Raw genomic sequence first — 12,990 nt, 5'->3', positions numbered from 1 at the left:
ATCAAAAAATAATCAATGGGAAACAACTGCTTTCACTATCAACAAGAGGGTTGCCATAAAAATTAAGGCTCCAACCACCCCCGCAATAATAATGTGTACAAAACTCAGTGAAGTAACATCTTCTTGTAAGCCCGACTTCTTACGGACCCCCAAGAAACCCCACATTACTGCTTTCATAGACTGCCAAAAACTACTGTTCTTCTTCATGACGACGCCTTTGATTTAGGAGTAGTCGAGCCTGCTGGCTGTACACCGACCCCCAACTCAAAGAAGGTGTATGACAAAGTAATCGTCTTCACATCCTCTGGTAATCCAGCATCAATCACAAATACCACGGGCATCTTTCTAGTCTCATGTGCGGCTAGTGTTTGCTGCTGAAAACAAAAACACTCTAACTTCGTAAAAAACTCTGTTGCACTCTTAGGGGCATAGCTTGGAATAGCCTGAGCCTCCACTGAACGATCCAGATTGTTATAAACCTCATAGACAATCTCTGTCATCTCGCCCGGATGCACTTCTAAAAAATTCTTTACCGGCTTAAAAGTAAACGGCCCCCGGCTATTTGAATCAAATTCAATTGTTACAACTCGTGAATAATCAACCTGACTATTTCCCACTCTATTGGCGCTAAGCGCCCTAACGCCATAATCATTCTTGCTGGTAACTACATTAATACCAGTCACTTCGCAAAGTGCCTTATATAGCGGCACCAAAGCATAACCAAAGCCAAACATCATGACCGAAGCAATTAAGAGCTTCAGCATAATTTGGCGGTTGAGGTTTTGAACTCCGGACATCTGAAAAATCTGCGCGCTTAACTTAAAACGCTACGTTTAATCACAATACCAATGAAAAAAACCACTGCCACACTCAAAAACACAAGCCCCAAGCGACGATTATTCGCAGCCAGGGCCTGTTTAGATTCCGTATTAAATTCCTGCGTCATGCAATTGTTGTGCAGATGGAGGAGTTTCAAAAGTATGGTGAGGCGCTGGTGAAGGCACAGTCCATTCCAAGCCTTTAGCACCATCCCATGGCTTCATTGAGGCCTTCTCGCCCTTACCGCGATACGCTGGTAATGCTACGCAGAATAAGAAATAAACCTGAGCCAATCCGAAGCCCAGCGCACCAATCGAAGCAACCATATTGAAGTCTGCAAATTGCGTTGGGTAATCAGCATAGCGGCGTGGCATACCTGCTAGACCCAAAAAGTGCATCGGGAAGAAAGTTACGTTGAAGAAAATCATGGAGGACCAAAAATGGATCTTGCCACGAGTTTCATTTGCCATAAAACCTGTCCACTTTGGACACCAGTAGTAGAAACCAGCAAACATCGCAAACAATGAACCCGCTACCAATACATAGTGAAAGTGGGCGACTACGTAATAGGTATCTTGAACACCGATATCAATTGGCGCCATCGCCAAGATCAAGCCAGTAAAACCACCCATAGTAAATACGAAAATAAAACCAACTGCCCACAACATTGGGGTTTCAAAGGTCATTGAACCTTTCCACATTGTTGCAACCCAGTTAAAAATCTTCACGCCTGTTGGCACAGCAATTAACATGGTGGCGTACATAAAAAATAGTTGGCCAGTTACAGGCATACCTGTCGCAAACATGTGGTGCGCCCAAACGATGAATGACAAAATCGCAATAGACGATGTTGCATAAACCATGGAGCTGTAACCAAACAATGTTTTTCTAGAAAAGGCAGGAACGATTTCACTAATGATTCCGAATGCTGGAAGAATCATGATGTAAACCTCTGGGTGACCAAAGAACCAGAAGATATGCTGGAACATGATTGGGTCACCGCCGCCAACTGCTGAGAAGAACGAAGTACCAAAATGACGATCAGTCAAAACCATCGTAATCGCACCAGCCAACACAGGCATTACTGCAATCAATAAATAGGCTGTAATTAACCAAGTCCAGCAGAACATTGGCATCTTCATCAGAGTCATACCTGGCGCGCGCATATTCAAGATCGTCACGATGATATTAATGGAACCCATGATTGAAGATGCGCCAAGCAAATGGAGGGAGAAAATCGCCATATCCATTCCAGGACCCATCTGCGATGTCAATGGAGCATAAATAGTCCAACCACCTGCAGGTGCCCCACCCGGTACTAAGAATGAACTCAACAACAAAGTTGCTGCCACCGGCAAAATCCAGAAGCTAAAGTTATTCATACGGGCAAAGGCCATATCAGATGCGCCAATTTGTAATGGCACCATCCAGTTAGCAAAACCAACGAACGCCGGCATGATCGCACCGAACACCATTACCAAACCATGCATGGTAGTGAGTTGATTGAAGAACTCGGGGCGGAAAAATTGTAGGCCGGGCTGGAATAATTCCAAACGAATTCCCAATGCCATCGTGCCACCAGCTAACAAGCTGATAAACGAGAAGATCAAGTACATCGTGCCGATGTCTTTGTGGTTGGTTGCGAACAGCCAACGACGCCATCCATGTGGCGTGTGATCATCATGCGCGTGATCGTGTGCGTGATCGTGGGTGGTAGAGACTGTGCTCATGGATTACTCCGGTTTCGTTTTATCTGTATTAATGAATGGATTACTTGCCGCCGTGTACAGCAATAATTTCTTGGGTCTGAATTACTTCGCCCGTCTTATTGCCCCACGAGTTACGGGTATAAGTAATGACTGCGGCGATATCACCATCAGAAAGTACTCCGCCCCACTTAGGCATTGCATTTTTACCGTTCAGGAGGATGTTGAACTGGCCTGCTTTAGGTCCGTTTACAACCTTACTTCCATCCAATGCTGGGAAAGTGCCCGCACCCTTACCATTTGGCTGGTGACAAGCTGCGCAATTAGCCGCATAGACTTTAGCACCTCGCTCTTTTTGCTCATCTAAGGTGTAAACCTTAGCAGGGTCATCAGAAGCAGCGGTCATTTCTTTCTTCTTGTCAGCAACCCACTTTGTGTAGTCCTCTTCCGAAACCACTCTTACAACAATCGGCATAAAAGCATGCTCTGCACCACACAATTCAGAGCATTGGCCGCGGAAGGTACCGATTTTTTCTGCCCTAAACCATGTGTCACGCACAAAACCAGGGATTGCATCTTGCTTAACCCCAAAGGCTGGGATAGTCCATGCATGGATGACGTCATTAGCCGTAGTAATCAAACGAATCTTTTTGCCAACAGGCACAACCATTTCGTTATCCACTTCCATCAAATAGGTATTTGATTTTGGCGCAAGGTTATTTATAGATTCACGAGATGTAGACAGTGTAGACAAGAAGCTAATGCCTTCGCCCTCACCTTTAATGTAGTCATAGCCCCACTTCCACTGATAGCCAGTAGTCTTAATAGTGATATCTGAATTGGTTGTATCTTTCATTGCAACAACCGTTTTCGTCGCCGGCAAAGCCATGCCAATCACGATGAGCAAAGGAATTACCGTCCAAATAATCTCAACAGTGGTGCTCTCATGGAAAGAAGCTGATTTTGCGCCGAGCGATTTGCGGTGCTTGAGGATCGAGTAAAACATTACCCCAAAAACGCCCACAAAAATGACCGCACAAATGACCAACATCATCCAATGCAACCAATGGATTTCTTGCATGATTTTGGTTGCCGGGGCAGTGAAATTCAACTGCATTACAGCTGGACCGCCTGGCATATTTTCAGTTGCATATGCAAAAGCAGTACCAAAGGCTGCTACTAAATAGAGCGAAGCCCTAGTGACTTTTCCAAATAAATTCATCTTATTCTCAGTTTATTGTCGTGAACACAGTAGCAATAGCGCTACAAAATGCCCAAAATGCGGTCTCAAGCCAATACATCAAGCCGTGATTATAGGGTCAATTAAGCCCAACAACAAACGAAGCCAACTTAGGGGCGATGCAGTCCTAATCTAGGTTTAAATGATAGTAATTACTCACACTCAAGCAGGATCAGTACTCGTCTTGCGTTGGATTTGCTTTGGATCAATGTAGGCGACATGATTTTGTGCCTTGGCCAAGTGCTTTCCCAGCACCCAAGCATGCCCATAAACAAGCTCAAGCGTGAGCTTTTTTGGTAAATCGATGAGTCGCTGTGCGCTACTGAAGTCAGGGCTCATTAAATTAAGTGCTTTTACATCGGCAAGAAAAAGCGCATCGGAGTCATACTCCAAATTGAGATACTCCATATCCATAACGGGATCTGAAAATTGCTCACCAAGCAGCGCATCTCCCATGTCATGCATATCCCAAGGACTAGGCAAAGGCTGCACACCTAGCCGACTAGAAACCTTGGCCTCAAGTAGCTCTTTACCAGTATCCGGGCCAAGGTAACTAAAAGTCAGCAAGCCACCCTCTCTCAATACTCGCCAGCACTCTTTTATAAAAAGTGTCGGGTCTTGCAGATCCTGCAATAACAAATTGCTAAAGATCAAATCAACAGAATTGTCAGGCAGAGCAATACGACCGGTTCTACGGAAGACATCAAGAGATACAGAAGAGCCCCCTCTAAAGATAGAATGCCACTGACGAACAGCCCTAAGATACCAAAGACTAATTCCAGACAGGCCCTCTGCTGCAGCACTATAAAAAGCCGCTCTTGCAAATCGCTTTCTCAAAAACTTAGCATGAGCTCCAGGAAAATCTGGGATTAATAAAACATCCCTTGGATCAAGTTTTACGATATCCAATTTCTGCAGCATTCGGTCTGCAATTTCATTCTGAAGCCATCTAAAGGATTGGGTCATTCACTCAGTATACTCAGCGCCCCATGCTCTCATTAACCAGCACAATCAAATCCCTATTTACAAAGACGATTGCGGTAGCGCTGCCTACATCTTGCATTATTTGTGAGACATTCCAAGAGCATGTTTTATGCAATACATGCACCAGCATCTTTGCGCATCAAGGATTGTTGAATTATGAATGCTGTACCCAGTGCGGTATCACCTTAGAAAGGTCTGAAGTCTGTCATCAACATTGCTATCAGTGCGAGCTTGATCCACCCAACTATGATGAAACTTATTGTCTTGATCGCTACGATGGGGCATTGCAGACTGCATTACATCAACTCAAATATCAAAAGAGACTTGCGTTTGCAGCTGCTCTAGCCAGTGCATGGAATCAGTTTTTAGCTGACAGCCTCAAGCATACCGATGCATCGTATCTTTTGCCAGTGCCACTAAGTGAAGAAAAACTCTGCATCAGGGGATTTAATCAAAGCTGGGAAATAGCGCGACGGATTCAATGTTGGCCTCATATCCAAAAACTACCAAATGTCTTGAGACGCCATCATCATGGACAAACACAAGCATTAGGCAGTCGAGCAATGCGAACCAGCGCAATCGCAGGGGTATTTTATATTGAGGAAAAATATCTTCACGCCCTGGAAAATAAAACCATTGTGATTTTTGACGATGTCATGACCAGCGGCTCCACATTAAATGAAGTGGCTAGAGTTCTGAAGGACAATGGTGTATCACGTGTGATTAATTGGGTTTTATTAAGAACGCCTAGATCAATACAACCAAGGGCTCAGCATGTTTAACATTGTCTTATTTGAACCAGAGATTCCACCTAACACCGGTAATATCATTCGCCTGTGCGCAAATACCGGCGCCAAACTCCACTTAATCGAACCGCTTGGCTTTCCAATGGAGGATGCCAAATTACGCAGAGCCGGATTGGACTATCACGAGTTTGCGAGTATCAAGGTACATGTCCATTGGGCGGCATTTTTAGAAAATGAAAAGCCGGCCGTAGATCGTTTGTTTGCACTTACTACCAAGGGATCTGGTCAGTTTCATCAAGGCAAATATCTGCCAAATGATTACTTTGTCTTTGGCTCAGAAACCAAAGGAATTACTGAAGAAGTGAGGGACTCAATTCCCGTCAATAATCGAATGCGCTTAGTAATGCAAGATAACAGCCGTAGCCTCAATTTATCAAATACAGTTGCCATTACTGTTTACGAGGCGTGGCGCCAAAATGGCCTTGCCGGTGGTAACTAAATAGTTTTAAGTTTCAATTTTGGGGTCGCGCCCCATCAATTTTTTCACTGCCTCTTGAGCAGAAAGTTTGCCCAACAAAACGGCGCCCATCATGTCAGTAATGGGCATCTCAACTCCTAGTCGACGAGCCAAACTGCCCACAGCTGAAGCGCACAATACACCTTCAGCAACATGGCCTAGGCCCTGCAAAATCTCTGGCAAGGATTTACCCTCCGCCAACAAAAGTCCCACACGACGGTTGCGAGATAGATCACCGGTAGCCGTCAAGATTAAATCGCCTGCACCAGTCAAGCCCATGCAGGTTTCTGCTTTGCCGCCAGCAGCTTTTACCAAACGCATCATCTCAGCGAGCCCACGCGTCAACACTGCTGCTCGTGCATTAAGCCCAAGATCAAGGCCATCCCCGATCCCAGCGGCAATCGCCAATACATTTTTTACTGCACCACCCAATTCAACCCCGATCAAATCATCGGTTGCATAAACGCGCATATTGCCTTGATGAAAAGCGGCCTGCACAATTTCACAGAGCTTTGCTGAGCTGCTCGCAATCGTTAGTGCGCATGGCATGCCCTCGCCAACTTCACGCGCAAAACTTGGCCCTGAAAGAGCTCCGTAAGCATGCTTTAAACCATGGCTATGTAAACGATCTTCACGCTCTACAACCTGATGTGGCAACAAGGATGTATTAGGCTCCAGACCTTTACATAACCAAATAATATTGAGCGGATGTTTTGCAACATCCAATATTCTCACGATGGTTTCTGAGAGGGCGGCCATGGGTGTTGCAATCACTAGCAAATCGACTGAAGACAACCTGCCGATGGCATCTGTAAAGCTGGTTTCTATTGATAAATTCTGGGGTAATGCGAGGCCTGGTAAGTAGGCCTGGTTTTCACCGCTCCCACTCATTGCTTTTGCCTGCTGAGAATTTCGCGACCACAAACAAACATCCCCCGCTTGAAGATGTTTTGCGGCCTGTACGGCCATGGCAGTCCCCCAAGCACCAGCTCCGAGCAGTGTCACTTTCATGATCTGTGGGCCTATTAAGTGAACTTAATTGGGGAGAATAATCTTGCTCTCGTTGCTTGCGTCATCCTCTTTACCCTTAGCCGCCTGTGCAGCCTGCATTAAACGATGCTCGTACATGCCGTGGAAATTGATTTCATTGAGATGAATTGGCTGGAAGCCAGCGCGACCGATGATGTCCGCCATATTGGAACGAAGATATGGATACAAAATGGTTGGGCAAGCAATGCCTAACATCGGATCAATTTGCTCGAGAGGGATATTGTGGAACTCAAAAATACCAGCTTGATTTGCCTCAACCAAAAATAGAACTTTTCCATCTACTCTTGCTGTAATGGTTGAAATCAAGGCCACTTCAAAAACTTCTTCATTTAAGCGATTCACGGCTACATCAACTTCAACCTGGACCTGAGGTTCAGCAGCAACCATGAGGATTTGAGGAGCATTGGGCTGCTCTAAAGACAGGTCCTTAAGGTAAATGCGCTGAATACGAAAACCTGGCTCGTCAGGGTTTTGGATGCCGTCTTGTGCTGTGGATGATTTTTCAGTCATAACAAACTTTCTCAATAAATTTCTTAAATAAATTAGGCCAGCAGTGGGTCTAGCTGACCGGCGCGATCTAGAGCAACCAAATCGTCGTAACCGCCAACATGTACTTCACCAATATAAATTTGTGGCACAGTTCGACGTCCAGTACGGGTCATCATCAGCTCACGTTGGGCAGGATCTCGATCAATCAAAATCTTCTCTAAATTTGCCACGCCCTTTTTCTGCAGCAATTTTTCCGCCATCACACAGTAAGGGCAAACTTGAGTGCTATACATAGTTACTTGAGGCATGGTTTTTGCAGTCTCTTGAATTGGAATTATTTGACCAAAGGAAGTGCGGCAGCCTTCCAAGCTTGAACTCCACCCTCAAGAATGGCCACCTCAGCAAAACCAAGTTTTTGCACATCTCCAATAGCCTTACGAGACTGACTACCGTTTTCGCAGACCAGCACTACAGGGTGTTTGCGATCTAATTTCATTTTTTCCAGCCCAGCGGCTAACTGACTGGCACTGATATGTTTGGCAGCAGGCAAATGGCCCGCTTTAAATGCCTCTTCGGACCGCAAATCAAAGACATAAGCTTTGCGGCGGTTCATCCAAATGGTCGCCTCAGTGGGGGACAAGCCTTTTCCGCTAATAAGCGTAGATAATGTCGGTAGGAAGAGTGCTATGCCTGAAACCACTAATAGGGCAATAAGCGCTAAATTATCAATTTGGGTGAGAAAGTTCATCACCGGATTATAGAATGGCTCTATGAAACAACTTGTCCTTATTCGTCATGGCGAATCCGCCTGGAACCTTGAAAACCGCTTTACTGGCTGGGCGGATGTAGACCTTACCCCTAAGGGCACAGAACAAGCCCTATCTGCTGGTAAAAACCTGCGAAAAGCAGGGTATGAGTTCGATATCGCCTACACCTCTGTTCTCAGGCGTGCCATCCATACCCTTTGGCATGTTCAAGACACTATGGATCTCATGTGGATTCCGGTAGTGCATAGCTGGAGACTCAATGAACGTCACTACGGAGCGCTCACGGGTTTAAATAAAGCGGAAACAGCTGCTCAATACGGCGATGAGCAAGTGCATATTTGGCGCCGTTCTTATGATGTGCGCCCTCCGTTATTGGAAACAACGGATGAGCGAAATCCACAAAATGATCCCCGTTACGCCAAACTTAATGCATCCGATATTCCTTTGGGGGAGTGCCTTAAAGACAATGTCGAACGAGTATTACCTCTATGGAATGAATCTATTGCCCCCGCACTGAAAGCAGGCAAGCGCGTCTTATTAGTAGCTCATGGCAATAGCATCCGCTCCTTGATCAAGTATTTAGATCAAATGTCTGATGAAGCCATCATGGAAGTGAATGTGCCTAACGGCATTCCACTCGTATACGAATTGGATGACAACCTCAAACCGATTCAACATTTTTATTTGGACTAGGGTCACACCACAATATGCGTCAATTTCTCAAAAATTTTGCCCTCATCACCGTTGGCCTCATTGCCGGTGTCGCAGCGACAATTCAGCTATCAGCAACCGCTCAACAAAATGCAACTCTTCCACTGGATGAGTTGCGTACCCTCTCAAATGTTTTCGCACAAATTAAACGTGAATATGTAGAGCCCATTGAAGATAAGCAGCTCCTAACCGATGCCGTTAAAGGGATGGTGAGCAGCCTAGACCCACACTCTACTTTTTTAGATAAAAAAGACTTTTCTGAAATGCAGGAGCAAACTTCAGGAAAATTTGCCGGTCTTGGCATTGAAATTACCTCAGAGGATGGCCTCGTTAAGGTCCTCAATCCTATTGAAGATAGTCCAGCTGCTCGTGCAGGCCTGCAAGCCGGAGACTTGATAACGCGCCTAGATGACAAGCCTGTACGGGGAATGTCGCTAGATAAAGCAGTGCGTACCATGCGTGGAACGCCTGGTACAAAAATTACACTCACTATTTATCGCAAAAGTGAAGAGCGCAGCTTCCCCGTTACCATTACTCGCGCAGAAATTAAAGTGCAATCGGTAAAAACAAAAATTCTAGACAACGATATTGCATGGATTCGCGTTACCAGCTTCCAAGAACGTACCGTCCCAGATCTTGCTAAGAAGTTAAGTGAGATTGCAGCCCAAGACCCAAAACTGAAAGGCGTTATTTTGGATCTTCGTAATAATGGTGGCGGCCTTTTACAAGGTGCTGTTGGAGTTGCGGCGGCCTTCTTGCCAGCCAATGTTGTCATCGTATCCACCAAAGGCCAGTCGCCTGACTCGAAGCAAGTCTTTAATGCAACGCCAGAGATGTATCGACTCAATGAAGCAGGTGATCCATTGGCTGGTGTACCGGAGATCTTCAAGAAGATACCCATGGTTGTTTTGGTAAATGCCTACTCAGCCTCAGCCTCTGAAATTGTTGCTGGCGCCTTGCAGGACTACAAGCGTGCGACGATTATCGGCAAAACAACCTTTGGTAAAGGCTCGGTACAAACCGTGCGCCCACTAAGCAATGACTCGGCACTCAAGATTACTACCGCCTACTACTTCACACCCAGTGGTAAATCCATTCAAGCATATGGCATTAAGCCTGATATCGCAGTTGATCAAAACAAGGATGGAGACCCAGACGATGTGCTAATCACTCGTGAAATTGATAGCGAAAAACACCTACGCAATAAGCAATCTTCTGAAGAAAGGTTGATTGCCGATAGAGAAAAACGGCGTCTTGAAGAGTTACAGCGCATTGAAGAAAAGAATGCCAAGAAAACTCCTGAAGAAAAAGAAAAGGAAAAGTCTAAGAAGCCTACAGAACTTGGTAGTGCTGATGACTTCATGCTTTCACAGGCTGTGGCGTTTATCGATGGCCAACCGGTGAAGCGCTCATCTTCTAAGCTCGAATAATCTAAAAAAATATCCGAGGTCGCCAATGAATGATGAGCAGCTGCTACGCTATTCACGACATGTGCTCCTCGAGGAGATTGATGTTGGTGGTCAAGAAAAACTCTTGTCTGCCCATGCCCTAATCATTGGTGCTGGTGGACTAGGCAGCGCTGCCGCCCCCTATCTCGCCGCAGCAGGCTTGGGGAAAATTACCTTGGTTGATCATGACATTGTGGATCTCACCAATCTTCAGCGCCAAATCATGCATATTGAAAATAGCATTGGGCAAAATAAGGCGATCTCCGGTAAGTCTTTTTTAAAAAACATTAACCCGAGTATTGTCGTCAATGCGATTGGGGAAAAAGCAGACACGGAGCTGCTCAACCAACTGCTACCAACCGTTAATATTGTTTTGGATTGCACTGATAATTTTGCTACTCGGCAAATGATTAATCGCCTTTGCGTAGAACATCAAATTCCTCTAGTGTCAGGCTCAGCACTGCGCTTTGATGGTCAAATTAGTGTGTTTGATTCACGCAGCAAAGCGTCGCCTTGCTATGCCTGCATCTTCTCCCCCGAAGATCAGCTTGAAGAGGTAAGTTGTGCAAGCATGGGGATCTTTTCGCCACTAGTGGGCATCATTGGCGCAATGCAAGCTGCGCAAGCCCTGCAAGTCATTATTGGATTTGGTGAGCCGCTAGTCGGACGGATGTTGCTTTGGAATGCAGGCAATACCCAAATAGACGAAATTCGCATCAGCCGCAACCCTGATTGCGTGGTGTGTGGGCAATCTCACTAATTAAGCAAACAGACGCTCTAGTGCTTTTGCTTGAGCCTCTGGTTCATAAGCCTTCAATACCCGAGGGATACGCGCTTTTAACTGACCCACATCGGCTTTCAAAATCTCACGCTTGACCAGTAGTAGCTGACTAAAATGCATTGAAAAATCGGTTAAACCCATTGCCAAAAGTAGCTTGGTTAATGAGGGATCGCCCGCCATTTCACCGCAAACGGCAATAGGCACATTAGCGCGATTAGCTTGCTCAATGATGCTGGCTAACAAGTACAAAATAGCTGGATGTAAAGGGTCATATAAATGCGCTACAGCATGATCTGCTCGATCAATTGCTAGCGTGTACTGAATCAAATCATTTGTACCAATTGATAAGAAGTCAAAACGATCGATAAAGAGCGGCAACACCAATGCTGCAGCTGGTATTTCAATCATGGCCCCAACCTGAATATTGGGGTTAAAGGGCTGTCCACGCGAATGTAATTGTTGTTTGGCTTTTTCGATCAAGCGCAAAGTTTCATCAATTTCTTTTGCGTGCGCCAGCATTGGAATCATGATGCGCGCCTGCCCATGAGCTGATGCTCGCAAAATCGCCCTCAGCTGTGTCAAAAAGATTTCAGGCTCAGTCAAAGACCAGCGAATTGCCCGCAAGCCCAAAGGGGAAGTGCCAGTTTGCGACACATCGCCCCCCGCCCCCAAAGCCTTATCTGCACCAACGTCAATCGTTCTAATGTTGACTGGTAGGCCATGCATTAAATCAACCACGCGGCGATATTCTTGATATTGCTGCTCTTCATCAGGCAAAGCTTGATGGCGATCCATAAATAAAAACTCAGAGCGAAATAAACCAACACCCACCGCTCCAAGCTCTACCGCCTGAGTAGCGTCTTCGGGTAACTCAATATTGGCAAATAACTGAATATCAACATGATCTGCTGTGCGAGTCTTAGAGTGTCTAAGCTGTTGAAGTTTGCGGGATTCTTTTAATGCCTGGTTTTGCAGCTTCCGGTATTCAGATAACAACTGCTCGTCTGGGGCAACCACCACCACACCACGTTCGCCATCAAGAACCAACCAATCTCCATGACGAATCATCTCGCTAGCATGGCGTACTCCCACTACTGCAGGAATTTCCATGCTGCGAGCAACAATCGCGGTATGAGATGTCTTGCCGCCCAGATCAGTTACAAAACCAGTGAATAAGTGGTCCTTGAAGCGCATCATGTCATGGGGGGCAATATCGTGCGCCACAATAATGGCATCCGCCCCAAAATCACTAGCGGCAATAATCTCCTGGTCAGATAGAGCTTCTTTTTGCTGGAAATTTAGCGCCCTCAGAACACGTTCGGCTACCTGGCGAATATCGTTGCCACGCTCCTTCAGATAAACATCTTCAATCTCTGCAAATTGCTCTAGGAGATCATTTAGCTCCGTGGTTAATGCCCACGCCGCATTTAAACGTTGGGTGCGAATTAATTTAAGCGGCTTTTCCGCTAAAGCTGGATCAGCCAAGATCATGCCATGCACATCCAAGAAAGCTGCCATCTCCTGAGGTGCATCTTTAGGTAAGCCATGGCGTAACTGCTCCAGCTCGAAACGAACTTGTTCAAAAGCACCCAATAGCTTTTGTGCTTCAAGCTCCTCCTTGCCTGCCTCAACCAAGTAATGACTTACCTCTAATGCCGCATGTGAAATCAGTACCGCCTTGCCAATAGCAATGCCATTTGATACTGGAATTCCATGCAAAGCAAAAGTCATA

At 45.8% G+C, this 12,990-nt stretch carries 16 protein-coding genes; 5 read left to right on the top strand and 11 right to left on the bottom strand.

The genetic code is table 11. The features are described 5' to 3' along the window. Positions 1-12: 12 nt before the first annotated feature. From ICN46_RS00815 to ICN46_RS00790, 6 genes are all read right to left on the bottom strand, one after another. Positions 13-207, bottom strand: coding sequence for a DUF2970 domain-containing protein (locus ICN46_RS00815; protein WP_216203539.1), 195 nt, complete (start codon positions 205-207; stop codon positions 13-15). After that, positions 204-797, bottom strand: coding sequence for a cytochrome c oxidase assembly protein (locus tag ICN46_RS00810; protein ID WP_216203538.1), 594 nt, complete (start codon positions 795-797; stop codon positions 204-206). The genes ICN46_RS00815 and ICN46_RS00810 overlap by 4 nt, the downstream gene beginning before the upstream one ends. Positions 798-814: 17 nt before the next feature. Continuing rightward, positions 815-946, bottom strand: coding sequence for a cytochrome oxidase small assembly protein (locus ICN46_RS00805; protein ID WP_216203536.1), 132 nt, complete (start codon positions 944-946; stop codon positions 815-817). Further along, on the bottom strand, positions 930-2,549 hold the full coding sequence (gene ctaD, locus ICN46_RS00800; protein ID WP_216203534.1) for a cytochrome c oxidase subunit I: 1,620 nt from the start codon (positions 2,547-2,549) through the stop codon (positions 930-932). Before ctaD ends, ICN46_RS00805 begins: the two co-directional genes overlap by 17 nt. A 40-nt stretch (positions 2,550-2,589) precedes the next feature. Next, positions 2,590-3,663, bottom strand: a complete 1,074-nt coding sequence (gene coxB, locus ICN46_RS00795) for a cytochrome c oxidase subunit II (protein ID WP_524538574.1) — start codon at positions 3,661-3,663, stop codon at positions 2,590-2,592. A 264-nt stretch (positions 3,664-3,927) separates the two neighbouring features. Then, positions 3,928-4,731, bottom strand: a complete 804-nt coding sequence (locus ICN46_RS00790) for a methyltransferase domain-containing protein (protein ID WP_255538676.1) — start codon at positions 4,729-4,731, stop codon at positions 3,928-3,930. 23 nt (positions 4,732-4,754) lie between these two features. On the opposite strand from ICN46_RS00790, the gene ICN46_RS00785 reads away from it, so the two are divergent. After that, positions 4,755-5,531, top strand: a complete 777-nt coding sequence (locus ICN46_RS00785; RefSeq protein ID WP_216203530.1) for a ComF family protein — start codon at positions 4,755-4,757, stop codon at positions 5,529-5,531. After that, on the top strand, positions 5,524-5,994 hold the full coding sequence (gene trmL, locus ICN46_RS00780) for a tRNA (uridine(34)/cytosine(34)/5-carboxymethylaminomethyluridine(34)-2'-O)-methyltransferase TrmL (protein WP_216203528.1): 471 nt from the start codon (positions 5,524-5,526) through the stop codon (positions 5,992-5,994). Before ICN46_RS00785 ends, trmL begins: the two co-directional genes overlap by 8 nt. Positions 5,995-6,000: 6 nt before the next feature. Here the strand turns inward: trmL and ICN46_RS00775 are convergent, their stop codons facing one another. From ICN46_RS00775 to ICN46_RS00760, 4 genes are read right to left on the bottom strand one after another with little or no spacing between them, the layout of a single operon-like run. Beyond that, on the bottom strand, positions 6,001-7,023 hold the full coding sequence (locus ICN46_RS00775; protein WP_216203526.1) for an NAD(P)H-dependent glycerol-3-phosphate dehydrogenase: 1,023 nt from the start codon (positions 7,021-7,023) through the stop codon (positions 6,001-6,003). Positions 7,024-7,047: 24 nt separating this feature from the next. Then, a complete protein-coding gene (gene secB, locus ICN46_RS00770) occupies positions 7,048-7,572 on the bottom strand; it encodes a protein-export chaperone SecB (RefSeq protein ID WP_216203524.1) in 525 nt (174 codons plus the stop codon). 32 nt (positions 7,573-7,604) lie between these two features. Continuing rightward, entirely contained in the window at positions 7,605-7,859 is a 255-nt protein-coding gene (gene grxC, locus ICN46_RS00765) for a glutaredoxin 3 (RefSeq protein ID WP_216203522.1), read from the bottom strand. A gap of 26 nt (positions 7,860-7,885) precedes the next feature. Continuing rightward, positions 7,886-8,299 carry a rhodanese-like domain-containing protein gene (locus tag ICN46_RS00760; protein WP_216203521.1) on the bottom strand — a complete coding sequence of 138 codons (414 nt, stop codon included), beginning with the start codon at positions 8,297-8,299 and terminating at the stop codon, positions 7,886-7,888. Between the two features lie 22 nt (positions 8,300-8,321). On the opposite strand from ICN46_RS00760, the gene gpmA reads away from it, so the two are divergent. From gpmA to ICN46_RS00745, 3 genes are read left to right on the top strand one after another with little or no spacing between them, the layout of a single operon-like run. Continuing rightward, positions 8,322-9,011, top strand: coding sequence for a 2,3-diphosphoglycerate-dependent phosphoglycerate mutase (gene gpmA, locus ICN46_RS00755; RefSeq protein ID WP_216203519.1), 690 nt, complete (start codon positions 8,322-8,324; stop codon positions 9,009-9,011). A gap of 14 nt (positions 9,012-9,025) precedes the next feature. Beyond that, on the top strand, positions 9,026-10,459 hold the full coding sequence (locus tag ICN46_RS00750; RefSeq protein ID WP_216203517.1) for a S41 family peptidase: 1,434 nt from the start codon (positions 9,026-9,028) through the stop codon (positions 10,457-10,459). A gap of 25 nt (positions 10,460-10,484) precedes the next feature. Then, on the top strand, positions 10,485-11,237 hold the full coding sequence (locus ICN46_RS00745; RefSeq protein ID WP_216203515.1) for a HesA/MoeB/ThiF family protein: 753 nt from the start codon (positions 10,485-10,487) through the stop codon (positions 11,235-11,237). On the opposite strand, the gene ptsP is transcribed toward ICN46_RS00745, so the two are convergent. Beyond that, positions 11,238-12,989 carry a phosphoenolpyruvate--protein phosphotransferase gene (gene ptsP, locus ICN46_RS00740; RefSeq protein WP_216203514.1) on the bottom strand — a complete coding sequence of 584 codons (1,752 nt, stop codon included), beginning with the start codon at positions 12,987-12,989 and terminating at the stop codon, positions 11,238-11,240. Position 12,990 lies beyond the last annotated feature (1 nt).

Source organism: Polynucleobacter sp. Latsch14-2 (assembly GCF_018881925.1).
In the GTDB taxonomy this organism is placed as follows: Bacteria; Pseudomonadota; Gammaproteobacteria; order Burkholderiales; family Burkholderiaceae; genus Polynucleobacter.
This window is presented reverse-complemented; position numbering and strand designations above follow the sequence as displayed.

Excerpts from the sequence above, each read along its gene's own strand:
- ICN46_RS00815 (WP_216203539.1), bottom strand. The coding sequence starts at position 207 with ATGAAGAAGAACAGTAGTTTTTGGCAGTCTATGAAAGCAGTAATGTGG.
- ICN46_RS00805 (WP_216203536.1), bottom strand. The coding sequence starts at position 946 with ATGACGCAGGAATTTAATACGGAATCTAAACAGGCCCTGGCTGCGAAT.
- trmL (WP_216203528.1), top strand. The coding sequence starts at position 5,524 with ATGTTTAACATTGTCTTATTTGAACCAGAGATTCCACCTAACACCGGT.
- ICN46_RS00790 (WP_255538676.1), bottom strand. The coding sequence starts at position 4,731 with ATGACCCAATCCTTTAGATGGCTTCAGAATGAAATTGCAGACCGAATG.
- ICN46_RS00760 (WP_216203521.1), bottom strand. The coding sequence starts at position 8,299 with ATGAACTTTCTCACCCAAATTGATAATTTAGCGCTTATTGCCCTATTA.
- ICN46_RS00745 (WP_216203515.1), top strand. The coding sequence starts at position 10,485 with ATGAATGATGAGCAGCTGCTACGCTATTCACGACATGTGCTCCTCGAG.
- secB (WP_216203524.1), bottom strand. The coding sequence starts at position 7,572 with ATGACTGAAAAATCATCCACAGCACAAGACGGCATCCAAAACCCTGAC.
- ptsP (WP_216203514.1), bottom strand. The coding sequence starts at position 12,989 with ATGACTTTTGCTTTGCATGGAATTCCAGTATCAAATGGCATTGCTATT.
- gpmA (WP_216203519.1), top strand. The coding sequence starts at position 8,322 with ATGAAACAACTTGTCCTTATTCGTCATGGCGAATCCGCCTGGAACCTT.
- ICN46_RS00775 (WP_216203526.1), bottom strand. The coding sequence starts at position 7,023 with ATGAAAGTGACACTGCTCGGAGCTGGTGCTTGGGGGACTGCCATGGCC.
- ICN46_RS00785 (WP_216203530.1), top strand. The coding sequence starts at position 4,755 with ATGCTCTCATTAACCAGCACAATCAAATCCCTATTTACAAAGACGATT.
- grxC (WP_216203522.1), bottom strand. The coding sequence starts at position 7,859 with ATGCCTCAAGTAACTATGTATAGCACTCAAGTTTGCCCTTACTGTGTG.
- coxB (WP_524538574.1), bottom strand. The coding sequence starts at position 3,663 with ATGCCAGGCGGTCCAGCTGTAATGCAGTTGAATTTCACTGCCCCGGCA.
- ctaD (WP_216203534.1), bottom strand. The coding sequence starts at position 2,549 with ATGAGCACAGTCTCTACCACCCACGATCACGCACACGATCACGCGCAT.
- ICN46_RS00810 (WP_216203538.1), bottom strand. The coding sequence starts at position 797 with ATGTCCGGAGTTCAAAACCTCAACCGCCAAATTATGCTGAAGCTCTTA.
- ICN46_RS00750 (WP_216203517.1), top strand. The coding sequence starts at position 9,026 with ATGCGTCAATTTCTCAAAAATTTTGCCCTCATCACCGTTGGCCTCATT.